General features: G+C 54.4%; 21 protein-coding genes and 2 riboswitches. Of the genes, 19 read left to right on the top strand and 2 right to left on the bottom strand.

Annotation, left to right across the window (positions count from 1 at the left end; all coding sequences use genetic code 11):
* Positions 1–132: 132 nt before the first annotated feature.
* Positions 133–627: a glutathione peroxidase gene (locus K2F33_RS01865; RefSeq protein ID WP_089549985.1), complete on the bottom strand. Its 495-nt coding sequence runs from the start codon at positions 625–627 to the stop codon at positions 133–135.
* A 310-nt stretch (positions 628–937) separates the two neighbouring features.
* A riboswitch (cyclic di-AMP (ydaO/yuaA leader) is annotated at positions 938–1,148 on the top strand.
* A gap of 122 nt (positions 1,149–1,270) precedes the next feature.
* A riboswitch (cyclic di-AMP (ydaO/yuaA leader) is annotated at positions 1,271–1,445 on the top strand.
* A gap of 135 nt (positions 1,446–1,580) precedes the next feature.
* On the opposite strand from K2F33_RS01865, the gene K2F33_RS01860 reads away from it, so the two are divergent.
* The 5 genes from K2F33_RS01860 (at position 1,581) to kdpC (ending at position 6,661) form a co-directional block, all read left to right on the top strand.
* Positions 1,581–1,970, top strand: coding sequence for a hypothetical protein (locus K2F33_RS01860; RefSeq protein ID WP_263880874.1), 390 nt, complete (start codon positions 1,581–1,583; stop codon positions 1,968–1,970).
* Positions 1,971–2,111: 141 nt separating this feature from the next.
* Positions 2,112–2,189, top strand: coding sequence for a K(+)-transporting ATPase subunit F (gene kdpF / locus K2F33_RS33685; RefSeq protein WP_354502751.1), 78 nt, complete (start codon positions 2,112–2,114; stop codon positions 2,187–2,189).
* Between the two features lie 70 nt (positions 2,190–2,259).
* On the top strand, positions 2,260–3,939 hold the full coding sequence (kdpA, locus tag K2F33_RS01855) for a potassium-transporting ATPase subunit KdpA (protein ID WP_318671899.1): 1,680 nt from the start codon (positions 2,260–2,262) through the stop codon (positions 3,937–3,939).
* A gap of 16 nt (positions 3,940–3,955) precedes the next feature.
* Positions 3,956–5,986 (top strand): potassium-transporting ATPase subunit KdpB, encoded by a 2,031-nt coding sequence (gene kdpB / locus K2F33_RS01850; protein WP_263880873.1) that lies wholly within the window; start codon positions 3,956–3,958, stop codon positions 5,984–5,986.
* Positions 5,987–6,043: 57 nt separating this feature from the next.
* A complete protein-coding gene (kdpC, locus tag K2F33_RS01845; protein ID WP_263880872.1) occupies positions 6,044–6,661 on the top strand; it encodes a potassium-transporting ATPase subunit KdpC in 618 nt (205 codons plus the stop codon).
* Between the two features lie 67 nt (positions 6,662–6,728).
* On the opposite strand, the gene K2F33_RS01840 is transcribed toward kdpC, so the two are convergent.
* Complete coding sequence (locus tag K2F33_RS01840) at positions 6,729–8,078, bottom strand: Nramp family divalent metal transporter (protein WP_076173478.1); 1,350 nt, start codon at positions 8,076–8,078, stop codon at positions 6,729–6,731.
* A gap of 241 nt (positions 8,079–8,319) precedes the next feature.
* Between K2F33_RS01840 and K2F33_RS01835 the strand changes: the two genes are divergently transcribed.
* From K2F33_RS01835 to K2F33_RS01770, 14 genes are all read left to right on the top strand, one after another.
* A complete protein-coding gene (locus tag K2F33_RS01835; protein ID WP_089549991.1) occupies positions 8,320–8,739 on the top strand; it encodes an organic hydroperoxide resistance protein in 420 nt (139 codons plus the stop codon).
* A gap of 261 nt (positions 8,740–9,000) precedes the next feature.
* Positions 9,001–9,246 carry a zinc ribbon domain-containing protein gene (locus K2F33_RS01830; RefSeq protein ID WP_076173476.1) on the top strand — a complete coding sequence of 82 codons (246 nt, stop codon included), beginning with the start codon at positions 9,001–9,003 and terminating at the stop codon, positions 9,244–9,246.
* A 180-nt stretch (positions 9,247–9,426) separates the two neighbouring features.
* Positions 9,427–9,705, top strand: coding sequence for a hypothetical protein (locus K2F33_RS01825; protein WP_089549992.1), 279 nt, complete (start codon positions 9,427–9,429; stop codon positions 9,703–9,705).
* A 125-nt stretch (positions 9,706–9,830) separates the two neighbouring features.
* A complete protein-coding gene (locus K2F33_RS01820; protein WP_244364193.1) occupies positions 9,831–10,253 on the top strand; it encodes a thiol-disulfide oxidoreductase DCC family protein in 423 nt (140 codons plus the stop codon).
* A 177-nt stretch (positions 10,254–10,430) separates the two neighbouring features.
* Positions 10,431–11,594: a P-loop NTPase family protein gene (locus K2F33_RS01815; protein ID WP_263880871.1), complete on the top strand. Its 1,164-nt coding sequence runs from the start codon at positions 10,431–10,433 to the stop codon at positions 11,592–11,594.
* Positions 11,587–12,813: a TadA family conjugal transfer-associated ATPase gene (locus K2F33_RS01810; protein ID WP_263880870.1), complete on the top strand. Its 1,227-nt coding sequence runs from the start codon at positions 11,587–11,589 to the stop codon at positions 12,811–12,813. Before K2F33_RS01815 ends, K2F33_RS01810 begins: the two co-directional genes overlap by 8 nt.
* A 206-nt stretch (positions 12,814–13,019) precedes the next feature.
* A complete protein-coding gene (locus K2F33_RS01805) occupies positions 13,020–13,799 on the top strand; it encodes a type II secretion system F family protein (protein ID WP_263882271.1) in 780 nt (259 codons plus the stop codon).
* A gap of 13 nt (positions 13,800–13,812) precedes the next feature.
* Entirely contained in the window at positions 13,813–14,685 is an 873-nt protein-coding gene (locus K2F33_RS01800) for a type II secretion system F family protein (protein ID WP_263880869.1), read from the top strand.
* Positions 14,686–14,696: 11 nt separating this feature from the next.
* A complete protein-coding gene (locus tag K2F33_RS01795) occupies positions 14,697–14,885 on the top strand; it encodes a Flp1 family type IVb pilin (protein WP_076173469.1) in 189 nt (62 codons plus the stop codon).
* The gene (locus tag K2F33_RS01790) at positions 14,866–15,552 is read left to right on the top strand and encodes a TadE family protein (RefSeq protein ID WP_263880868.1); all 687 of its coding nucleotides are present in this window, start codon (positions 14,866–14,868) and stop codon (positions 15,550–15,552) included. Before K2F33_RS01795 ends, K2F33_RS01790 begins: the two co-directional genes overlap by 20 nt.
* Before the next feature lie 32 nt (positions 15,553–15,584).
* On the top strand, positions 15,585–17,810 hold the full coding sequence (locus tag K2F33_RS01785; RefSeq protein WP_263882270.1) for a TadE/TadG family type IV pilus assembly protein: 2,226 nt from the start codon (positions 15,585–15,587) through the stop codon (positions 17,808–17,810).
* On the top strand, positions 17,779–18,810 hold the full coding sequence (locus K2F33_RS01780) for a TadE/TadG family type IV pilus assembly protein (RefSeq protein ID WP_263880867.1): 1,032 nt from the start codon (positions 17,779–17,781) through the stop codon (positions 18,808–18,810). The genes K2F33_RS01785 and K2F33_RS01780 overlap by 32 nt, the downstream gene beginning before the upstream one ends.
* Before the next feature lie 169 nt (positions 18,811–18,979).
* Positions 18,980–19,486 carry an A24 family peptidase gene (locus K2F33_RS01775; RefSeq protein ID WP_263880866.1) on the top strand — a complete coding sequence of 169 codons (507 nt, stop codon included), beginning with the start codon at positions 18,980–18,982 and terminating at the stop codon, positions 19,484–19,486.
* Between the two features lie 44 nt (positions 19,487–19,530).
* The gene (locus K2F33_RS01770) at positions 19,531–21,633 is read left to right on the top strand and encodes a DUF6382 and FHA domain-containing protein (protein WP_263880865.1); all 2,103 of its coding nucleotides are present in this window, start codon (positions 19,531–19,533) and stop codon (positions 21,631–21,633) included.
* Positions 21,634–21,650 lie beyond the last annotated feature (17 nt).

The raw sequence follows: 21,650 nt of genomic DNA, 5'->3' as shown, positions 1-21,650 counted from the left end.
GAAAGAAGCTTCCTTGGAGAAATCCAGGGGAGCTTCTTTTTTTGCTTATTGCATTTTCGTATATTTCGGGGTCCCGCAAAGCTAGTGAATTCGGATCGCAGCAAGTAGCGTTATTTTGTAGGGCTGATTTGCCTATTCGCTTTTTCCGGATGCAAGCAGCTTGCGGATGTCGTTTTCGATTTTGTCCGGTGTCGTTTTGGGCGCGTAACGCTTGATGACCCTGCCCTTGGAGTCGACCAGGAACTTGGTAAAGTTCCACTTGACCGCTTTCGATCCGAGCACGCCCGGCGCTTCCCGGGTCAGGTATTGAAACAGTGGATGGGCGTTGCTGCCCTTGACGTCGATCTTCTCAAACATCGGGAACGTGACCCCGTAATTCATCTGGCAGAATTCGCCGATCTCCTCGCTGGTACCGGGCTCCTGATTGGCAAACTGGTTACTCGGAAAACCGAGAATTTGAAAATGATGGTCGCGGAACTCGTCGTACAGCTCCTGCAGCCCGCGAAACTGCGGCGTAAATCCGCATTTGCTGGCCGTGTTCACGATCAGCAGCACGTCACCTTCATATTCCTTTAACGATACCTCTTTGCCGCGCAGCGTGTTCACTTGAAAATCATAGACGCTCACTGCCATCCTCCTCCTTTTGTGCTGCTATGAATCATCATCCAGCCGAAGCATTTACCAAGCACACAATTTAATTTTAAACGATTGAACTGTAATGTCAATGCGGATATTCCTGCGAGCCAGTGTCCCCGAATGACCTGGATTCCATAAATGCGCCAAATCGGGAGCATGGAAGAGGTAGAAGTCAAAAAGCCAAAATGTAAGCGCTAATAAGGTCCTGAATGTTCCAAAATTCGCGGTTCATGATTTTTAGACTGCCTTTACAGCTTGGAAGGAGCGGGTGTATGATTCAGAGCGTATTCAATACAGTTTCCATTACTAATCGCTGAGTTTCCGCAAAAAAGCGCGGAAATCGGGGGAACCAAACGCGTGCCATGGAGCAGCGAACCGGTGTGAGAGTCGGGGGTCTGCTGCCAGCCGCAGGGGTGAATCCCGGCTACGGATGCCATGGATCCGGCCGGGTAGAGCGACTCTCACCGCTCGAATCCGTCAGCTAACCTCGTAAGCGTCGTTTGAGAGAGGAATGATGAAACTTGCGACCCGAATAAACTTTCGGATCACAGGGGGATCAGCTGGCCTCTGTGTTTTTTTTACCCTTTTTTAGCTTACTGGAACAAAAGAGAGCATTCATCACAATCACATACACTTATCAATAACGCTTAATTTCGGCCGGAAAGGGCCGGGAGCGGGGGAACCACAGCGGCCGCCTGGAATGGAAGCCGCCGGGGTGAATCTTTCCGGTACGGTAAGTACCGGAAGGTAGGGCGACTCTCACGCCCGAATCCGACAGCTAACCTCGTCAGCGTAACGGGAGAGGCAGCACTTATCGTGCGCATTTTGAATATAGGACGATCCTATTCATATTCGTCCAAATTCAAGAAGCCGCGGGAAAGGTCCTTCTTTCCCTGCGGCTTCTTTTGCGTATTCGCGGCTGCCGCACAGGAGGAGCCTTTGAAATGGACAACGTCGTCATCGTGACCGCGCCGAACGAGGCGGGACGCAATTTTATCAAGCTGCTGATGTATTGGAAGAGGCCCTTTGCCGTTCTGACCAACAGTGCCCGGGAGGAACGCCTCTTGAGAAAAATGGGGGTGCAGCAGATCATCCGGCTGAATACGAATCACGCGGAGGATTGGGTGGTGCCCGAAATAGAGGTCGGCAAAATCTTTCTGTTTGAAAGCAGCCTCAACCTGACCTGCCGCTATTTGCAAATCTGCCGTCCCTGGACGTCGGAACCGGTATATGTCATTACGCAGAGGGGCAGCTCACCCGGCATTTACCGGGGGCTTGGTGCAGATCACATCATTTATACCTTAAACGGCGAAGTCGGATTTTTACTGAAATAAAGATGATTCTAACCATGCAAAGGAGAGACCGGAAACGATGATGGATGTATATATGATACTTGCGCTCGCTGCCACCTTTGGCGTGTTCTTGTTATTTCTTCATTGGTGCGGCCGAGTGGTGGAAGAAGGGGGCAAAGACCAATGATTGTCGTTGGGGCATTCGCCGTGCTTGTCTTTATCTATTTGGTTTACGCCTTGATCCATCCGGAAAAATTTTGACGGGGAATTTTAAATCTGTAAGCCTTAAGGGGCCAAAGCAGAACATGCTCGTAAGAGGGGGAAGCCAGCCTTGGATATTTTGCAAATTTGTATCGTCATTTTCGTGCTCCTGCTGCTCGTGAAGCCGGTAGGCACTTACGTATATCATATATTCTCCAATGAACCGAACCGGACGGACCGGATTTTCGGCGGCGTGGAAAGAGTTTTATACCGGATCATCGGGCTGAAGCAGCGGGGCAGCATGAATTGGAAAAAGTACGCGCTCAGCATGATCGCAACCAATATCTTTCTGGTAGCGATCAGCTATATATTGCTGCGAACGATGGGCGCCCTTCCGGGCAACCCGAGCGGCATCGGCAATATGGAGGCTAGCCTGTCCTTCAACACGGTCATCAGCTTTATGACGAACACGAACCTCCAGCATTACAGCGGAGAGAGCGGCATGTCTTATTTTGGCCAAATGATCGTCATCACGATGATGATGTTTACCTCGGCAGCCTCGGGCCTGGCTATCGCTATTGCTTTTATGCGCGGCATCACCCGCAGGGGTGAGGGGCTCGGGAACTTCTTCGAGGATTTTATCAAGGCGCATGTCCGCCTGTTCGTGCCGCTTGCCCTCATCGTAACCCTGGTGCTGGTCGGGCTCAAAGTGCCGCAGACGCTGGAGCCGATGCGGGCCGTGCAAACGCTGGGAGGCGGCGTGCAGCAGATTCCGCTGGGTCCTGTGGCCTCGCTGGAATCGATCAAGCACCTCGGAACGAACGGGGGAGGTTTCTTCGGCGTCAATTCGGCCCATCCGTTCGAGAACCCAAGCCCGCTGACCAACGTGATCGAAATTCTCAGCATGTGGACGATTTCGGCGTCACTGCCTTACACGTTCGGACGGTTCGCCCGGAACAAGAAGCAGGGCTGGATGATTTTCAGCGTCATGATGACGCTGTTCGTAGCGTTCCTGTGCCTGACGTATTTCTCGGAAAAAGCCGGCAACCCGCTGATCAACCAGCTTGGCATCAACAGCTCGGGCGGCAGCATGGAAGGCAAGGAGGTGCGCTTTGGCATCGCGCAGTCCGCGTTGTTCACAACCGTCACCACCGCCGCAACGACGGGGTCGGTCAACAACATGCATGATACGCTGACGCCGCTGGGAGGACTTGCGCCCTTGGCCGAAATGATGCTGAACGTCGTGTTCGGCGGCAAGGGGGTCGGTTTCGTCAATATGATCATGTATGCAATCCTCGGCGTATTTATCTGCGGCCTGATGGTTGGCCGGACGCCGGAATTTCTGGGCCGGAAGATCGAAGCCCGGGAGATGAAGCTGATCGCGGTGGCGATTCTGATGCATCCCTTCATTATTCTTGCGCCGACGGCGATTTCGTTTATGACGCATCTGGGTACCGACGCCTTCTCCAATCCTTCGTATCACAGCTTGAGCCAGTCGCTCTATGAGTTCACCTCCTCGGCGGCGAATAACGGCTCCGGGTTCGAGGGATTGGCAGACAATACCGTATTCTGGAACGTCAGCACCGGTCTGGTGATGCTCCTTGGCCGATATATTTCGATTATCGCGCTGCTCGCCGTTGCAGGTTCGCTGGCGGTGAAGCAGAAGGTTGCCGAGACCCAGGGTACCTTCCGGACGGACAACAAGCTGTTTGCCGGCATTTTGACCGGAACCGTGCTGCTGATCGGAGCGCTGACGTTCCTTCCGGTCCTCGTTTTGGGGCCGGTCGCCGAATTTTTAACACTTAACTAAAGAGGTGGAGCAAGTCATGAGCGGACAACGCAAAAGCATGCTGTCTGGCGGCATTGCCAAACAGGCGCTGAAAGACAGCTTTATGAAACTGAACCCGGCCGTAATGATGAAAAATCCGGTCATGTTCGTTGTGGAGGTCGGCACCTTCGTGGTGCTGCTGATGGTTCTTTTTCCCTTTTATTTTCATACCGAGGGACGGATAGGGTTTAATCTGACCGTGTTTCTGATATTGCTCTTCACCGTCCTGTTCGCGAATTTCGCGGAGGCGCTGGCGGAAGGCCGGGGCAAGGCCCAGGCCGATACGCTCAAGAAGAGCAAAAAAGACACGACGGCGAACAAAATCGTGGGCGGCGAGATCAAGGTCGTCAGCTCGGCCGAGCTGCGCAAAGGCGATGTCGTCATCGTCTCCCAGGGAGAGATGATCCCGGGTGACGGGGAAGTCATCGAAGGTCTTGCATCGGTGGATGAATCGGCGATTACCGGCGAATCGGCACCGGTGATCAAAGAAGCCGGCGGCGATTTCAGCTCGGTCACCGGGGGAACCCGCGTCGTCAGCGACCAGATCAAGGTGATGATCAAAAGCGATCCGGGCGAATCGTTCCTGGACCGGATGATATCCCTGGTCGAAGGGGCGGCGCGCCAGAAAACACCTAATGAAATTGCGCTTAACACGCTGCTTACAACACTAACGTTGATATTTCTGATCGTGGTCGTCACGTTGGCGCCAATTGCCAAGCATTTCGGCATTTCACTGGATATCCCGGTGCTGATCTCCCTGCTCGTGTGCCTCATTCCGACGACGATCGGCGGGCTGCTGTCCGCCATCGGCATCGCGGGCATGGACCGGGTTACGCAGTTCAACGTGCTGGCCATGTCGGGAAAAGCCGTTGAGGCATCCGGCGACATCAACACGATCATTTTGGATAAAACGGGTACGATTACCTTCGGTAACCGGATGGCGAGCCAGTTCATTCCGGTGGGGGACGCGGATTATGCGGAAACCGCCTATTGGGCAGCCGTCAGCTCGGTTAAAGACGAGACGCCGGAAGGCCGCTCCGTGCTGGAACTGGTGAAGAAGCAGTCGATAGAGGTTCATCCGGAAGCGGCCGCCGCTGGAGAGTTTATCGAGTTCAAGGCGGAGACGCGGATGAGTGGCATCGACCTGGTGGATGGGCGGCATGTCCGTAAAGGGGCGGTGGACGCGGTGAAGCGCTGGGTGCAGGCCCAAGGCGGAAGTATTCCGGCGGATCTGGATATGGAATCCGATAAAATCGCGTCGGAAGGCGGTACGCCGCTGGCTGTCGCTGTGGACAGCCGTATTTACGGGTTGATTCACCTGAAGGATACGGTCAAACCCGGCATGAAGGAACGCTTTGACCAGCTCCGGCAAATGGGGATCAAGACGATCATGTGTACCGGCGACAACTCGCTGACCGCGGCTACGATCGCCCGGGAGGCGGGCGTCGATGACTTTATCGCCGAGAGCAAGCCGGAGGACAAAATCGCGGTCATCCGCCGCGAGCAGGCGGAGGGCAAGCTGGTCGCCATGACCGGCGATGGCACGAACGACGCGCCGGCGCTGGCTCAGGCCGACGTCGGGCTCGCGATGAACAGCGGCACGGCGGCCGCGAAGGAAGCGGCCAACATGGTCGACCTCGATTCAGATCCGACGAAGATCATCGAGGTTGTAGCCATCGGCAAGCAGCTGCTGATGACCCGCGGCGCGCTCACCACGTTCAGCATCGCGAATGACGTGGCTAAGTATTTTGCCATCATTCCCGCCATGTTCATGGCCGCCATTCCGGAAATGAACGTGCTGAACGTCATGAAGCTCGGCTCGCCGCTTTCGGCGATCTTAAGCGCCCTGATTTTCAATGCGGTCATTATCCCGCTGCTCATCCCGCTGGCGATGAAAGGGGTGGCCTACAAGCCGATAAGCTCGTCGCGCCTGCTCAGCCGTAACCTGCTGATCTTTGGCCTTGGCGGCGTGATTGCGCCCTTTATCGGCATCAAGCTGATTGATCTGGTAGTTCATTTGTGGATTTAAATAGAACGAACTAAAGAAATGGATAAGCGATAGATTATGAAAAAGGGATGATACGATATGAAAACGACGGTGACGACGGCGGTCGGCGAAGAAAAGTGGAATGGTTCCTTGTGGGGTGTCGCACTGCGCACGAGTCTGGTGCTGATCGTCCTATGCGGGATTGCGTATCCGCTGGTGAGCACCGGACTGGCCCAGCTGATTTTCCCAAGCCAGGCGAGCGGCAGCATGCTAAAGGACAGCACGGGAAAGGTCGTGGGTTCCGAGCTGATTGGCCAGTCCTTTACGGACCCTTCCTTCTTCCAGGGGCGGGTTTCCAGCATTGATTACAAGGCAGAGGGTTCGGGATCGAACAACTATGCCCCGTCCAATCCCGAGCTGCTGAAGCGGGTTCAAGCCTCGATCGCGGATTGGCAAAAGAACAACCCTGATGTGCCGGTCAGCGAGCTTCCGGTGGACCTGATCACCAACTCGGGCTCCGGGCTGGATCCCCATATTACACCCGAATCAGCGAAAGCTCAGGTACCGCGGATCAGCAAACTGCGCGGCGTTTCGGCCGATGAGCTGGACCGTCTCGTTGAGCGGAACACAGAGGGCCGGGACCTCGGCGTATTCGGCGAGAAGCGGGTCAATGTGCTGAAGCTGAACCTGGCCCTGAGCGAGCTTGGCGAGTCCTGATATTTTAAAAAGCCCCGTATCCATGGAATCCATGAGATACGGGGCTTTTATTTTGTGTCCGGTGCTATTAACCGAAAATGGTCTGAACCAGAAGGTACACGTTCAGAACAATGATAAATGCCGCCACGACCCAGGCCAATATTTTGACCCAAACCGGATTGACGAATTTGCCCATAAGCTTCTTGTCGCTAGTAAACTTGACCAGCGGAACCACCGCAAACGGCAGCTGGAGGGACAGGATGACCTGGCTCAGAATAAGCAGATCCTCGGTGCCGCTCTCGCCGTAGATGGCCGTCACGATGACCGCCGGGATGATGGCGATCATCCGGGTGATCAGCCGGCGCAGCCAGGACGGCAGCCGCAGGTTCAGGAAGCCCTCCATGACGATCTGTCCGGCGAGCGTGCCGGTCAGCGTCGAGTTCTGGCCCGATGCCAGCAGGGCGACGGCGAACAAAATGCTTCCGAGCGTCGTTCCGAGCAGCGGCGTCAGCAGATGGTACGCATCGCTGATGTCGGCGACGGTAGTCATCCCCGCCTTGTGGAATGTCGCCGCCGAGACGATCAGGATCGCCGCGTTGATGAACAGGGCAAGCGTCAGCGCAATCGTCGAATCCCACACGGAAAATTTGATGGCTTCCCGCTTGCCCTTGTCGGTGTTTTCGTACTGCCGGGTCTGCACGATCGATGAGTGAAGGTACAGGTTATGCGGCATAACGGTCGCGCCAAGGATGCCGATGGCGATATAGAGCTTCTGATGATCGGTCACCAGATCGGCCGTCGGGATGAACCCGGTGAGGATGCTGGCGGCATCCGGCTTGGAGAGCCACAGATCGATCCCGAAGCACAGTCCGATCGTCACGATCAGCACGATGACGAGCGTCTCGATCGCCCGAAAGCCCTTGTGCTGCAGCAGCAGCACAAGCAGGACGTCGAGGGCGGTGATCAGAACGCCGTACAGGATCGGAATCCCGAACAGCAGCTTCAGGGCGATCGCCGAACCGATGACCTCGGCCAGATCGCAGGCTGCGATGGCCAGTTCACACAGCACCCACAGACCGATGCTGACCGGCTTGCTGTAATGGCTGCGGCACGCCTGCGCCAGGTCGTGGCCTGTAACGATGCCGAGCTTGCTGCACAGCGACTGGAGCAGGACGGCCATCAGGTTCGACAGCAGGATCACGGCAAGCAGGGAATAGCCGAACCGGGATCCCCCGGCGATGTCCGTCGCCCAGTTTCCGGGATCCATATAGCCTACAGCAACCAGATATCCGGGGCCGACAAAGGCCAGAAATTTGCGAAAAGTCGAGGCGTTCACCGGGACTTTCATAGATTGGTTTACGTCAGACAGCGAAGTTCGTTCCTTCGGTTTCTCCCACGTATTGGACTTGGAAGGATGTATAATTTCGGTGTCTTTCATATGCATCACACCTTATTAAAATTATTGTAATGTAATAAATGTTCTACTATTCATTGTACTCATACAAATTTGTTTGTCTAGGGAAACTTTTGTGTGGTTGTACAATTATTTTTGGGACACACAAGAATGGGATGCGCACCTCTTCTGAATAGCCATTACCCGAAGGATCCCGTTTCAATTTGGAAGGATCGCTTTAATTAATGAGGGTAGGGTCAAATTTCAGGAAAAGGAGTCGATGAAGATGAAAGCTCTATATACGGCAACGGCAACGGTCCATGGCGGCCGGGAGGGTTCGGTCGCATCCTCCGATGGTGTCCTGAAGCATGAACTCAGTATGCCCAAAGAATTAGGCGGAGCCGGCGGCAATGGAACCAACCCCGAGCAGCTGTTTGCAGCCGGGTACGGTGCCTGCTACGAAAGCGCACTGGCCAATGTGGCCCGCCAGGCCGGCGTCAAGCTGAATGATGTGGAAGTCACTTCCAACGTCATGATCGGCAAAGACGAAAGCGACGGCGGTTTCCGCCTTGCGGCCCGTCTCGATATCAAGCTGCCCGGGATCGAACGCGAACAAGCGGAAGAGCTTGCGAAAAAGGCGCATGAATTCTGCCCGTATTCCAAAGCCACGCGGGGGAATATCGATGTTGAGCTGAACGTTATTTAAATTACGCCAGGATGTATCCGAACGTCTATCGACGTACCTTCATAGAAAACTGGCCGCGTTTCGCGGAGGTTTTCCGCGCGATGATGGAATGATTCAGTTCCACTGAACTTTATCATCGTAACAAAAGCCGGGGGCTCACCACGCGGTGGCGGCTGCTTCCGGCTTTTTGTCGTATCCTTTTACGGCATAACTATATCCCTGGAACGATTTCCACCGCCTTGGCGTAAAATAGTTAGGCACCAAAGGAAAGGGGAGATCAGCTTGAGCATTAAGGACATCATTGAGGATCGTTTTGTATGCGTTAAGTGCAAGGGGCGGATCTGCGACATCCGTGAGGTTTCCATGACGGGAGCCGGCCTCAGCAAGATGTTTGATATCCAGCATATCCATTATTTATTTGTTTCCTGCAAGCATTGCGGGAATGTCGAGGTGCTTAATCCCGATATTTTGGAAGGGAAAAAGAAAGATCAGCTTGGCACGATTCTGGATATTTTCTTTGGGAGTTAGGCATCCTTTATATTGAAGGGAAGCAAAAGCGATCGGTACTGTAGAGACATATTGGGGCCAAATACATGAATTACATACCCTTCTTTGTTGACATGATATATAAAATTCATTTAATATGTCTAAGTACTTGTTACGTACTATTTGTCCGAGGCAAGAAAACTAAATAAACGGGTGATGCATATGTCTTACAGACCGATCATTACGAACGTCAGAGAAGCCAGCAGCAATGAAAAAAGCGGATTGTACGAATTCATTATCAACCTGGCTGACGGAACAGAGTGCCGTGCGTTCTATAACCGTTTTCCGGAATGGAAAATGACTAACATCAGCCGATTGCAGAAAACTCCTTGTCCTGTATGCCGCAAAGACTTTATTTGCAAGTGCATGGAGAGCTTTACAGGCGAGCTGGAACAGCAAATCGTTGAGAACCAATGGATTGATAAGGCGCTTGCCCATTAATATCATCCAGGAGATACAGGTGCGGGATTATGAATCCCGTGCTTTTTTCTATTTTCGGGGAGTTATGAGGTGGCTTGATTTACGAGGCAATAAGGAAGATACTGGAGGTAAGGGAGGGCTCGCCGATGACCATGCAGCAAGGAAGCGCAGGTAAGCCAAATGCCATTGTTCTGATTGACGGCGTCTGTCATTTATGCCAGGGGCTGACCAAGTTCATTCTCCAACGGGATCCGGCAGGAATATTCCATTTTGCCTCACTCCAGTCCGAGATCGGAGAGAAGCTGCTCCGGGAGGGCGGCTTGCCAGTCGGAACCCTAAATACCGTCGTTCTGATTGAAAACGGACGCTATTATACGGAATCTGCTGCGGCTTTGCGGATTGTGCGGCGTTTAAAGCAGCCTTGGCCGCTTCTGTATGCTTTCATCGCTGTGCCTGCGCCGCTCCGGAACGTGATCTATCGCTGGGTCGCGCGCAACCGGTACCGCTGGTTTGGCAAGGAGGAAGCTTGCCTGCTGCCCACGCCAGAGATTAGGAACCGTTTTCTGTGAAAAATGAACCGTTACCGGATCGATTTTTTCATGTCAAAGTGTATTGTGTTTCCGGACCGGATGTGATAAATTCTAAATTAAGTAAATACTTACCAATAACGGAAGCACCGTTTAACACCCGCCAGGCGGGTTGTTGGACGGTGCTTTTTTGCTGTCTGAAACGAGGAGGGATCATTCGTGATGGTACCATACCGAATTACGCTCGCGGTCAAGGAGGCGCAGTATCTGGAGGGTATCCTGCACTATGTTCACAGCAGCGAGTTTGGGGACAAGCTGCACATATCCGGATTCACTAAATTGGACGCTTTTATGAAGTATATGGACGGCGAGGAGCTGCCCGACGCCGTCGTTGGGGAGGCCGCTTTCCTGGAACCCTGGCTTGCCGGGAAGAACGGCGATATACCGAACTGGATTTTGCTCGGACATGGGGAGGCTGCCTCTATACAAGGACCGGTGCTCCCCAAATATCAGCCCCTTCCGGAGCTGATGGCTTCCATCCTCGGCTTATGCCGAAGGGAAGGTCAGCGCCGTACACTGCCGGTGGCGGACGGAGAGGCCGTGACGATCGGCTTCGTCTCCGTCGTGGGCGGGAGCGGGAAGACGACCGCTGCCGTTAATATGGCCAAACAGCTGGGGGCGGCCGGCCTGTCGGTATTTTATTTGAACCTCGAAACCGTGAACAGCAGCGGAATTTTTCCCAGACAGGGGGGCGGTGCGGAGAGTGCCGAGGGGCTGCCCGGGATGCTGTATGAGCTGAAAGCGGCCCAGGAGGAGAAGCATGTGCAGACGATGGTATCTCCGGACCCGTACACCGTCCATCATCCGGGAATTCGTGCGGATTGGTTCAAACCCGTCACCAATTTGAAAGAGCTGGTTCAATTGGGGAAAGCCGATACACGGAAGCTGCTGCAGAGCATCGCGGCAAGCGGCCGGTACGACGTGGTGATCGCCGACACAGATTCCGGGACGAACGAACGCCTGGCCGCCGTCCTGGAAGGATGCCGCCGCCTGGTCTGGCTGATGCTGGACGATATCACCAATCTGTACAAAAACGGCCAGTGGTTTGCGTTTATGGAGCGGAGCCAGCCGGATCTGTTCGCCGAGCTTGCGGGAAAGAGCCGGTACGTGGTCAACCGGTTCACCGGGCAGCTGGCCAATCCGCTGCCCGCGTGCATTCCGGAGGTGGACGGCGTTCTGCCGTATATCCCTTCCTGGAAGCAGAACAGCAACGAAGAGCTGCTGCTCAGCTCGCCGATCTACCAGCGGGATATCCTCAAGCTGTGCAAGTCCCTCTTGGGGGACTCATTCGTCAGTGGTTCAGGGGTGAGGGGATATGGATGAAGGGCTGTTCCGCGAGCTTCGTCAAGAAATCCGGTCCGGACTGGACGTGACTTCTGCGCTGGGCAACCGGGAGCTGATGCAGTATATCGAGCGGACGGTGTTCAGGAGACCTGAGCTTCGCGAGCTGACCGCGCAGGAGAAGCGCAGCCTGATCCGGCGGATCTTCGATTCGTTCCGCGGGCTCGACATTTTGCAGCCTTTAGTGGACAATCCTGCGATTACCGAAATTATGATCAACAGCCACGAGGATATTTTTATCGAGCAGGACGGCGTGGTGTCCCGGCTGCCGCTGAAGTTCGAATCGAGGTCGAGGCTTGAAGACATTATCCAGTCGATCGTTGCCGGCGTGAACCGCGTTGTCAACGAGTCTTCGCCGATCGTGGACGCCAGACTGAAGGACGGCTCGCGGGTCAACATCGTCCTGCCGCCGGTTGCGCTGAAGGGGCCGACGATGACGATCCGGAAGTTCCCCGAATCGCCGATGACGATGCAGGACTTGATCGTCCGGAGAGCGCTGAGTCCGGAGGCGGCTGAGTTTCTGCAGCAGCTGGTGGTGGGGAAATACAACATCTTTATCAGCGGCGGGACGGGCTCCGGCAAAACGACGTTCCTCAATGCACTATCGCAATTCATCCCGCCGGACGAACGGGTGATCACGATTGAGGATTCGGCTGAGCTTCAGATTGTCACGGTCCCCAATCTGGTCGCTCTGGAGACCCGTAACGCCAACACGGAGGGGAGAGGGGAAATCGCCATCCGGGATCTGATCCGCTCCTCCCTTCGGATGCGTCCCAATCGGATCGTGGTCGGCGAGGTTCGGGGGAGCGAGGCGCTCGATATGCTGCAGGCGATGAACACCGGCCATGATGGAAGCTTATCGACCGGCCATGCGAACAACACGCGCGATATGATCAGCCGGCTGGAGACGATGGTGCTGAGCGGAGCGGATCTGCCTGTGCCTGTCGTCCGCCAGCAGATCAGCTCGGCGATCGATATTTTTGTCCATCTGTCCAGGATGCGCGACCGCACGCGGAAGGTCATTGAAATCAGCGAGGTGGCAGGGCTGGAGAACGGTGAGGTGGTCCTTAATCCGTTGTTCCGTTTTCGGGAGACGGGGGAGAAGGATGGAAAGGTTGCAGGGGAATTGGAGCCGACGGGAAACGGATTGATTCACGTCGCAAAGCTTCAGGCTGCGGGAATCGCCGCCGCAAAGAAGTGAAGCAGACATTTTTAATTCAAATATGAAGATTGGGGTCGCGGGCTGCTTGATTCAGCATCAAATGAAAAGGCCTTAATAAACCAGTTGGGTACTGTCACCAAGGAGGTGAAGCGATGTTACACGAACAGCAGGGAACAGGGAGCAACGGTAACCGGCGGGAGACCGCTCCTCCCAAGAAGCCAGGCAGGGCGCTCAGGAGGCAAAGTATGGAGGGATCGCCCCCTCCAGAAGGCATAGGGAAGAAGCTTCCGGATTATCGGACTTATGAGCTGAACGGGCTCCAGCGTACGGCATGCATTGCTATTGGGGGGGTGTTATGCTTTGGAATTGGCTATTTGTTCTATCACCAATGGCTCGTAGCTATGATCATGGCATCCGGCGGATGGATCGTTCCGCGGTTTTGGAGGGCTCATCTTCTGGAGCGCCGGAGGACCGCGATGAATCTTCACTTTAAGCAGGCGCTGTATTCGCTGTCTTCCTCCCTGTCTGCGGGCAAATCGGTGGAGAACGGATTTAGGGAGGCTATTCAGGACCTGCGGATGCTCGACCCGGATGCGGAGAATGACCTGATTACCGAGCTGGGCATTATCTGCGCAAGAATGGAATACGGCGAACCGGTCGAGAATGCGCTGAATGACTTTAGCCGCCGTGCCGCAATGGAGGATATCACGAATTTTGCGGATGTATTCACGACGTGTAAGCGCACGGGAGGGGACCTTGTCGAGGTTGTACGGCACACCTCAACGGTGATCGGCGAGAAGCTGGATATCAAACAGGAGATCTCGGTCATGATCGCCCAGAAAAAGTTTGAATCCAGAGCCTTGTTGGCTGCGCCTATCCTGATGCTGATGTTTATGAATTTTACGGCCGGAGACTATATGCAGCCGCTGTACAGCGGGATGGGCATCGTGATTTCGACAGGTGCATTGGCGGGGCTGGCCAGCTGCCTGCTATGGATTATGAAAATGATGAATATCAAGGTGTGAACGGGGTGAAGTCATGAAATTATTGGCTGCCGTGATGCTGGTTCTGCTGGCGGGAGGTTGGGTGGTGCAGAACCAGCGCTGCGGCGACAGGTTTAAGCGGTTGATGACATTGCCGATGGAAGGGATTCGGCTGAGAGCGGTGATGCGGCCCATGCTGTACATCATCGACCGGTACAAGCTGACTGCTCGTTTTCCGCTCTTCTTCTTCAGGCTTCAGCGCTCGATCCAGAAGATTCACGGGCAGCGGCACAGCGTGGAGATGACGCTCCTGTATGCCGGAGAGATGCTGTGTTACAGCTGGCTGATGCTGATGCTGGGCTGCCTGCTGACGCTTGCCGCCGGGGGGAACACGGGGCTTATTATTGGAGGGCTGCTGGCCATCCTTCTGCCGGCCGCGATTATTAAGGACCTGCATACGAAGGTCGATAAGCGGGACCAGGATATTACGATCGAGCTGGCTGAGCTGCTGAACAAGATCGTACTGCTTGTCGGAGCCGGCGAGACGGTGCAGAAGGCCATCACGCGATGCGCACGTCAGAAGGAAGCCCAAAGGGATCATCCGCTTTATAAGGAACTAATCCGGATGATCGATGATCTGGAAGGCGGATATTCCTTTCAGCAGTCGTTTGAAAATTTTAGCAAACGCTGTGCCGTACAGGAGGTATCCGCGTTTACGACAGCCGTGCTGCTCAATTTACGGCGAGGGGGCAGCGACTTTGCCATGGCGCTGAACGACTTGTCCCGGGGATTATGGGAGAAGCGCAAGGCCATTACCCGGACACGAGGAGAGCAAGCTTCGTCAAAGCTCGTTTTTCCAATGATGGTCATTTTTATGATCGTGATTGTGCTGGTGGGCACACCGGCTTTTATGATGATGAACATGTAGGAGGGGTATAAATGCTGACAATGATAAGACGAAGCGGCAAGAAATTATGGAGGGACGAGGAGGGACTCGGAACGCTCGAAATGCTGCTGATTATCGTCGTGATCCTCATTATCGCGCTTCTGTTTAAGAAGCAAATCATGGAGCTTATCAACAAACTGCTGGCTAACGTCAACAAAAAAAGTGAAGAATTTACGAGCTAGGTTAAAAGAATGCGAGGGAAGCTTTACGCTGGAAGCCTCCCTCGTCATGCCGGTCGTTCTGTTCACGACGATGATTCTGCTGTTTCTGTCCCTATATATGTATCAGCAGAGCATGCTGCATCAAGCGGCGTCCGCAGCCGCGGAGCGCACGGCCTACAGCTGGGATAACAGCCATAAAGAAGCGCTTGACGGCTCGGTTCCGGTCAATCAATATGATTCGCTGTATTGGCGAATGACAGACGATCAATGGCTTGGTGCGTTGTTTGGCTGGGCAGGAGCCGAAAACTCTCAGACGGTACCTGTTCCAAGTACCTCTTCCACGCAAGAGGCGCTGACGGCGATCAAGCTGAGCAAAATCGGCTCGGCGATTCCGGCAGGCATGCAGGGGGATATGACCTATAAAAATGCTTTGCTGCAGCGGAAAGTAACTGCCAGCTTGAACCAAATGATCTCTCTTCGGCCGCTCGATGCCATGCTGGACGGAGGGAGCGAGCTTCGAACCTCCGGGAGTTCATTGGTCGTGGATCCGGTCGAATTTATCCGCAGCATCCATCTGATGAGATACTACGGCTCGAAGTTCAAGAAGAATGATGCTGGTGAAGGGATGGATCGAGGCAGCGCGGCTGGGGTGCTGAAGCGGCTTCAAGCGTCCGGAAGCCAGCCTTAGGACCTAGAGAGGAGGATTGGCGGGTGTTCGGCATGAGACGCTCGGAAAGTGGATCGGTATCCATCTTTCTAATTGGGGTTTTGGCCATGATTTTTGCGTTTGTCGCATTATTTATCGACTACGCCCGGATTGCGGCGATGAAGGCGCAGAGCGAGCGGTTGGTCCGTGCGGCGGTCCGGTCGGTCATGTCGTCGTACGACCCTGAACTGCAGGAAAGGTATGGACTTTTTGCACACGGCAGCACGAGCGGCGATCAGATTATGGCAGGCGTGCTTAACAGCACGATGGATAAGGGAGACCGCAGCGATCGGTTTGATCTGCTTCCGCTTCAGCTGGACACCTCGTCGCTCAAGATGGAACGGATGCTGGGGGAGTATGACATTTTTAATAGGGAAATCAGCGAGGAGATGAAGTATAAAGCGCCCATCGACTTTTCCCTGGAACTCGTCAGCAGGTTCAAGCCGCTGTCCGAATCCATGAAGGAAGCCTCGGATACGGTGGATGTCCTGGGCAAGCTGCAGAAGCTGTATGACAAGCGCGAGGAGGCCCTAGATCAGATGCTGGCGGCCCAGAGAAAGGCCGGTCAAAGCCTGAAGGAGGCCCCGGATTTGACCATGAAGCCTGCCGGAGGGGCGATTCCGGACCAATCGCTCGGTTCTTCGGAAGTGGTCACCGCGGCCGACATCGCCGCACAATATGAGGACTACGTAGACAAGGTCAATCAGGATGCAAACCGTGGCGAAGACGAAAAGGAACAGTACAGCTCGGAAATACGGGAGTATAACCGCAGCTCAGGAAAGGTCATTTCCCGCCTGCAGGACATCCGGTCCTCGGCGGCCAAGAGCCATGCGAAGGAACTCCAGAATGCCCTGGAGTACTGGGAGGAGGCCCGGAGCAGCAACGATAAGATGAAGGAAGTGATTGCAGAAGCCGGAAACCGCGGCGGGACCGAAAGCTACGATCAGGTCGGGAGCGCCATAATTCCGGGGGCGGCACCGGAAGCATCCGGAAGCGATCCAGCGGCGATTCATGGCATCCGGGACGGCATAGACCAACTGCTGCTGTCCGATAGTCTGCTTCAGGAACTGAATGATGTAATTCAGACCCAAAAACAGGATCATAGTGCCTTTAACAACCAGCTATCCACCCTTTTATCTTCTCTTGCCGAGTCTTCCGGCGTTCAGGGAAGCAGTGGGCGCATGAAAAATGAGGTGATCCGGGGAGTAAGCGCGGCTGACCGTTATGTCCATGATTACGCCGTGTCAGGCAGCGGGAATAAGCTCGACCGGGTGGCAGGTCAGCTGCAGAAGCATCGGGGATCCGATAAGGAAAGGAAAGAAAAAGAAAAGCAGAGCAAGGCCAAGCTGTCCGAAGCGGCGGGCATTTTGGAAAGCATTAATAAGCTGGACCAGAAAGTGAAGCAGCACAATGAGGAATACCAGGAGCTTCAGCAGTATTACGACGATAGCTTGACCTTTAATAAGGAAGACGCAGGTAGCGAGTACAAGGGGACCGATCTTGACCATGACCCCTATGATGCGGGCAAATCGGCCATGAAGCAGACGGATTCGGTGTATGGATCCATGGCGGGGATGATGTCGGGCATCAAGGATGAACTGTTCCAGAACGAATATGCAGCGCTGTATTTTACCCATTTTGATCTTGGACTGCTGAAAGATGCGGCGGCAAGCCCGGGAAGCCGGCTTGGGGATGCGGTTGCCGATGAGATGAGCGTAAGCCATCAAGAGCTGGAGTATATCGTGTACGGCTTCCATAACCCGGTGGGTAATGTGTCAGCGGCCTATGCTGAAATTTTTGCGGCACGGCTGGCGGTTCGGACCATGGAGGGGCTCGTGAAGAACAGCAAACTGGGAAACCCGCTGCTCGTTCTAGCTGCAGCGCTGCTGTACGGAGTAGAGATGGCCATGGCCGACATGGTGAAGCTCTGCAGGGAAGGATCTGTAGAGCTGTCCAGTTACGTCAAGATTAAAATGACATACCGCGACTACTTGAGATTGTTCCTGCTGATCCACAGCGACAATGAGAAGAAAATGTCCAGAATGCTGGCGCTGATTCGTCTGAATACGGGAATTAATCCCGCAGAACGCGCCACGTATGCGTCAGGAGAAGTCCGGATCGGAATGAGGCTGTGGTTTCTGCCCGGCGTGATCCAAATGGCGGGTTATGCCGGAGGCAGTCCGGATAACGTGGAAGGAAACCGTTACTATGTTACGAAAAAAGCGGATTTTGCTTATTGATCGGCTGCACCGCATGAATTGGGGGAGAGCTTCTGCTTTTGCCAAGGCGTTTCCGAAGCGGGAGAAGCTGGAGCTGGGCAGCATCGTCCTGGAAGCCTCATTGGTGCTGCCCGTCTTTTTGTTCTTCGTCATTTTTCTGATTTATATCGTTCAGATGACACTCATTTCTACGGCGCTGCAGAGCACCGTTTCGGATACCGTCAAGCTGGTATCTTCCCACATATATCCGGTGGCTTTGGCCATCCAGCCGGAAGCATCCGCAGGGACGGGAGACAAATCCAAGGAGCGTGACTCCGGGAGCTGGTCGGTTCCCGAGCTGTCGCTAAGCGATTGGGCTTCCCAATATACGGGGGCTCTTCCGTCTCCCCTGAAGGAATGGACGAATGAGGCAGTGGGGCGTGCCGAAGCCCCGCTCCAGGATTTAAAAAATCAGACGGCAGAGGCGGTGCTCGACCCGGTGGTCAAACCGATATTGAAGCCACAAATGCAAAGCCATTTTCTAAGCTACGAGCGAATTCATGTTTCCAATATTCAAATCCCTGACCTCAAGAACAGGACGGATCCGTACATTGGCATTGAAGTGAGCTACGAGCTGCCGATAAAGGTCCCTTTTATCAATAGAAAAATCGTGATTCAGGCCAAGGCACAGGAACGCCTGTGGATCGGCGCCACCGATGAAGAAGGCTCAGGAGAGGGTGAAGGGGATGTTGATGGACGCACATCCATCAGCATTTTATCCAAACCAGATCCCGCGTATGTCGGCAAAAAAGCCAAGGTGCGCGCCAAGATCGCTCCAAACGGATCGGCAAATTTATCCGTGTTTTATAAAAGCGGTCAAAGCACCGCCAAATACTTGGGGGAAAAGCAGGCGGACGCGGACGGAACCATCGAGTGGGAATGGTGGGTCGGACCTAACACGACACCCGGAACCTGGCCCTTCGTCATTACGACTTCGGACGGCCAGCGGCTGGAAGTTATGTTTACCGTCGTAAAGGGATAGCTCATACCTCAAATGATGTGGTTTTACCTCAATTGGTGTACTAGCCTCGTTTGGGTCGTGAAAAACTCTTTTTGGCCTGTTAACCTCATGTGTCCGTACCTCTACCGTAATTACGGTAACAGTTCGTTTAGTTCAACTACATAAAGAAGGGGAAGGAGGCGGTTGTACCGTGAATCCAGCTATATATGGATGTGCAGTGCTGATTGCCGCTGCTTTTGTGACCGATATCCGGACGATGAAGATCCCAAATAAGCTAAATTTCAGCGCAATTATCGCGGGGATAACCTTCCACGGAATTTGGGACGGCTGGTCCGGGCTCGCGTTTGCAGGGAAAGGGATGGCTGCCGGATTCCTGGTGCTGCTCGTCATGTACTGGATGGGCGCGGTCGGAGCCGGAGATGTGAAGCTGTTTGCCGGGATCGGCGCCTGGATGGGCGCTCTGTTTGCGGTTCAGTGCGTGGTTTATTCGGTCATCTTTGCGGGAATCATCGGGCTGTTGATCTCCTTGTGGAGGAGGGACGCAATGAAGCGACTGCGCCAAGCCGCGGGAAGCCTGTCCGGATTTTTTGTATTAAGGAGCCTGACCAGCTTGAGGGGAAATCGGAAGGAGCAGCTTCATTTTCCGTTTATGCTTGCCGTGCTGCCTGGCTTTATATGCGCGTGCATGTATTTGTGATTCTCGGTTTACGAAGTGATAAGTTCCTAGAATGGTTTTTGGAGGTGAACACCGGTTTGGAGTCCCTGACGCGTGACTTTATTCAACATGACGGAACCTTTATGGTCATTGGCCCTGCTGAAGGGTACCGTCCCGATGAATTAAACAATATAGAGTTATCTATGATTTCGGCCTCCCGGATTGCCAGATTTCTTCCGCTGCGCCTGAAGGAGATGGATCTCCGGGTAACACTCCAGTATGACATTACAGGCAAGAAGATGCTGTCCCATGTGCTGAGGGGAGAGAGGCTCAGCATGCCGGATTATTACGGGCTTTTGTGCCAGGTAGCCGGGACGCTGGAAGAGAGCAAGTCTTACATGCTGCAGCCGGATAAGTATGTGCTGGATGAGGATTACATCTTCGTTGACGGATCCTTGCACTCGGGAACGCTTTATTTTACATATGTTCCACTAGAGGAGCCGTTTCAGGATAAGCCGCTGCGAATCCGATTGAAGGAATTAGTCACGCGGCTGATGGCCACGGTCCAGGAGCTAAAGGGAAACGGTGTTCAAAGACTGCTTCAATTCACCGGAGGCGAGGACTTTTCGGTCTCCGGCTTTAAAAAGCTCCTGCTCGAACTGTTAACCGCCGAGGAGGATGATGGACATGGATATGCTGACCATCCGGGAGGCGGCCAGCCGTTAGAAGGGTATCAGGATCATACTCAGCAGGCTTACAGGAAAGGGTTACCAGGCGGTATTCGTGTGCCGGGAAAAGGAATAAGAGAAGCAGAAGATTCTGCAGCGGGCAGCGTGGTTCCTTTTCAGACGGCAAGAACAAATGCCCGGGCAGCCGAAGGGGATCGGCTGCGGTCCGTACCACTGCAGCAGGCAGACCGGCAAGGCCTTGAAAGGGACTCCTTTCCGGGAGTAGGCGGGCTTCAGGAAGCGTTTGACCATTGGAACCGGAATCCGGACCGTGACGATGCCTTAGACGCAAACGATGAGCGGGAAGCAAACGGAAAGTCTGGTGGAAAGATTTATATTGCTTTGGGCTGTCTATTATGTGCCGCCGTCATCTGGCGGATGATTTATATGCCGAAACCCACGACAAGCTCGCTGCTGATCAGTATCTTATTGACGATTCTGCTTGGTGTGGCGGCTTGGCTTAGCTGGTCTGGAAAGCTAAAGCTGGGCCGTTCTGCGCAGCAAGCAATGGAAGGAGAAATCCCGGATTTCGGATCGTGTGAAATCGATGATGATCGCCATGCGGCTTCACGGAAGAGAATCCCACGGTTTCAGGTGGAGCAGCTGACCGGCTGGTTCGGCAAAGGCAGCAGACGAAAGGATCGCGATGATGACGATCACGGAACAGATGATGCGGAACCGGATTGGAAGTGGAAGTTTTCACAGGATGTACTTGCATCATCAACAGGTATCGAGCTGAGGGGAGGTGGGCAGAGGACAAGCGAGACAAGCGGACCCAGCTACTCGGCGGTGGGCTCTAACAAAAAGGGGCTCGGGCTGGGGAGCGGAGTTGGGATCGGACAGGAAGGACGGGATGGTCGGGAAGGTCGGGGTGGTCGAGAAGAACGGGAAAATCGGGAAGGTCGGGAAACTCCGGCCGACCGGGAACATTATTCGGATATCCGGCAGCGTCTATGGAGCCACCTCGAGACTACCCATGCAGCCGGGATTGAACGTGCGGCCAACGAGCATGCTGGATCGGATGGAAGCGCCGGACACGATTTCCGTTTGAAGGAAGGACAGGCTATGTCCGGTACCGGACGAAGTCATGCGACTGTACTTCTATCTGCGCCTGTGGATGGTGCTGCTGGAGGGAAAAGCCGACGCTCCGGCAGTCCCGGCTATTATTTGATTCGCGAAGGGGAGGGGCGCCCCTCCGAACGGATCGAGCTGACGCTGCCGCACTTCGTGATCGGAAGGTCGGAAGAGGTTGCCCAGTATGTAGAAGCCTCCACAGGCACCTCACGCGCGCATGTCGAGCTGGCCAGAAGCAAGGACGGCGGCTACCTGATCAAGGATCTGGGCTCCCGCAACGGAACCAAGCTGCATGGAGAGCCTATGGTACCCTATAAGGAGTATCCGCTGAAGGATGGGGACACCTTCACCATCATCAGTGGAGTCTATACGTTCAAGGTATCCTGAGATCCCTCGTAGAACGT

The organism is Paenibacillus sp. PSB04, assembly GCF_025809195.1.
GTDB classification, from domain to species: Bacteria; Bacillota; Bacilli; order Paenibacillales; family Paenibacillaceae; genus Paenibacillus_AQ; species Paenibacillus_AQ favisporus.
The sequence above is the reverse complement of the archived record's forward strand: the minus strand, read 5'-3'. Positions and strand labels throughout refer to the sequence as shown.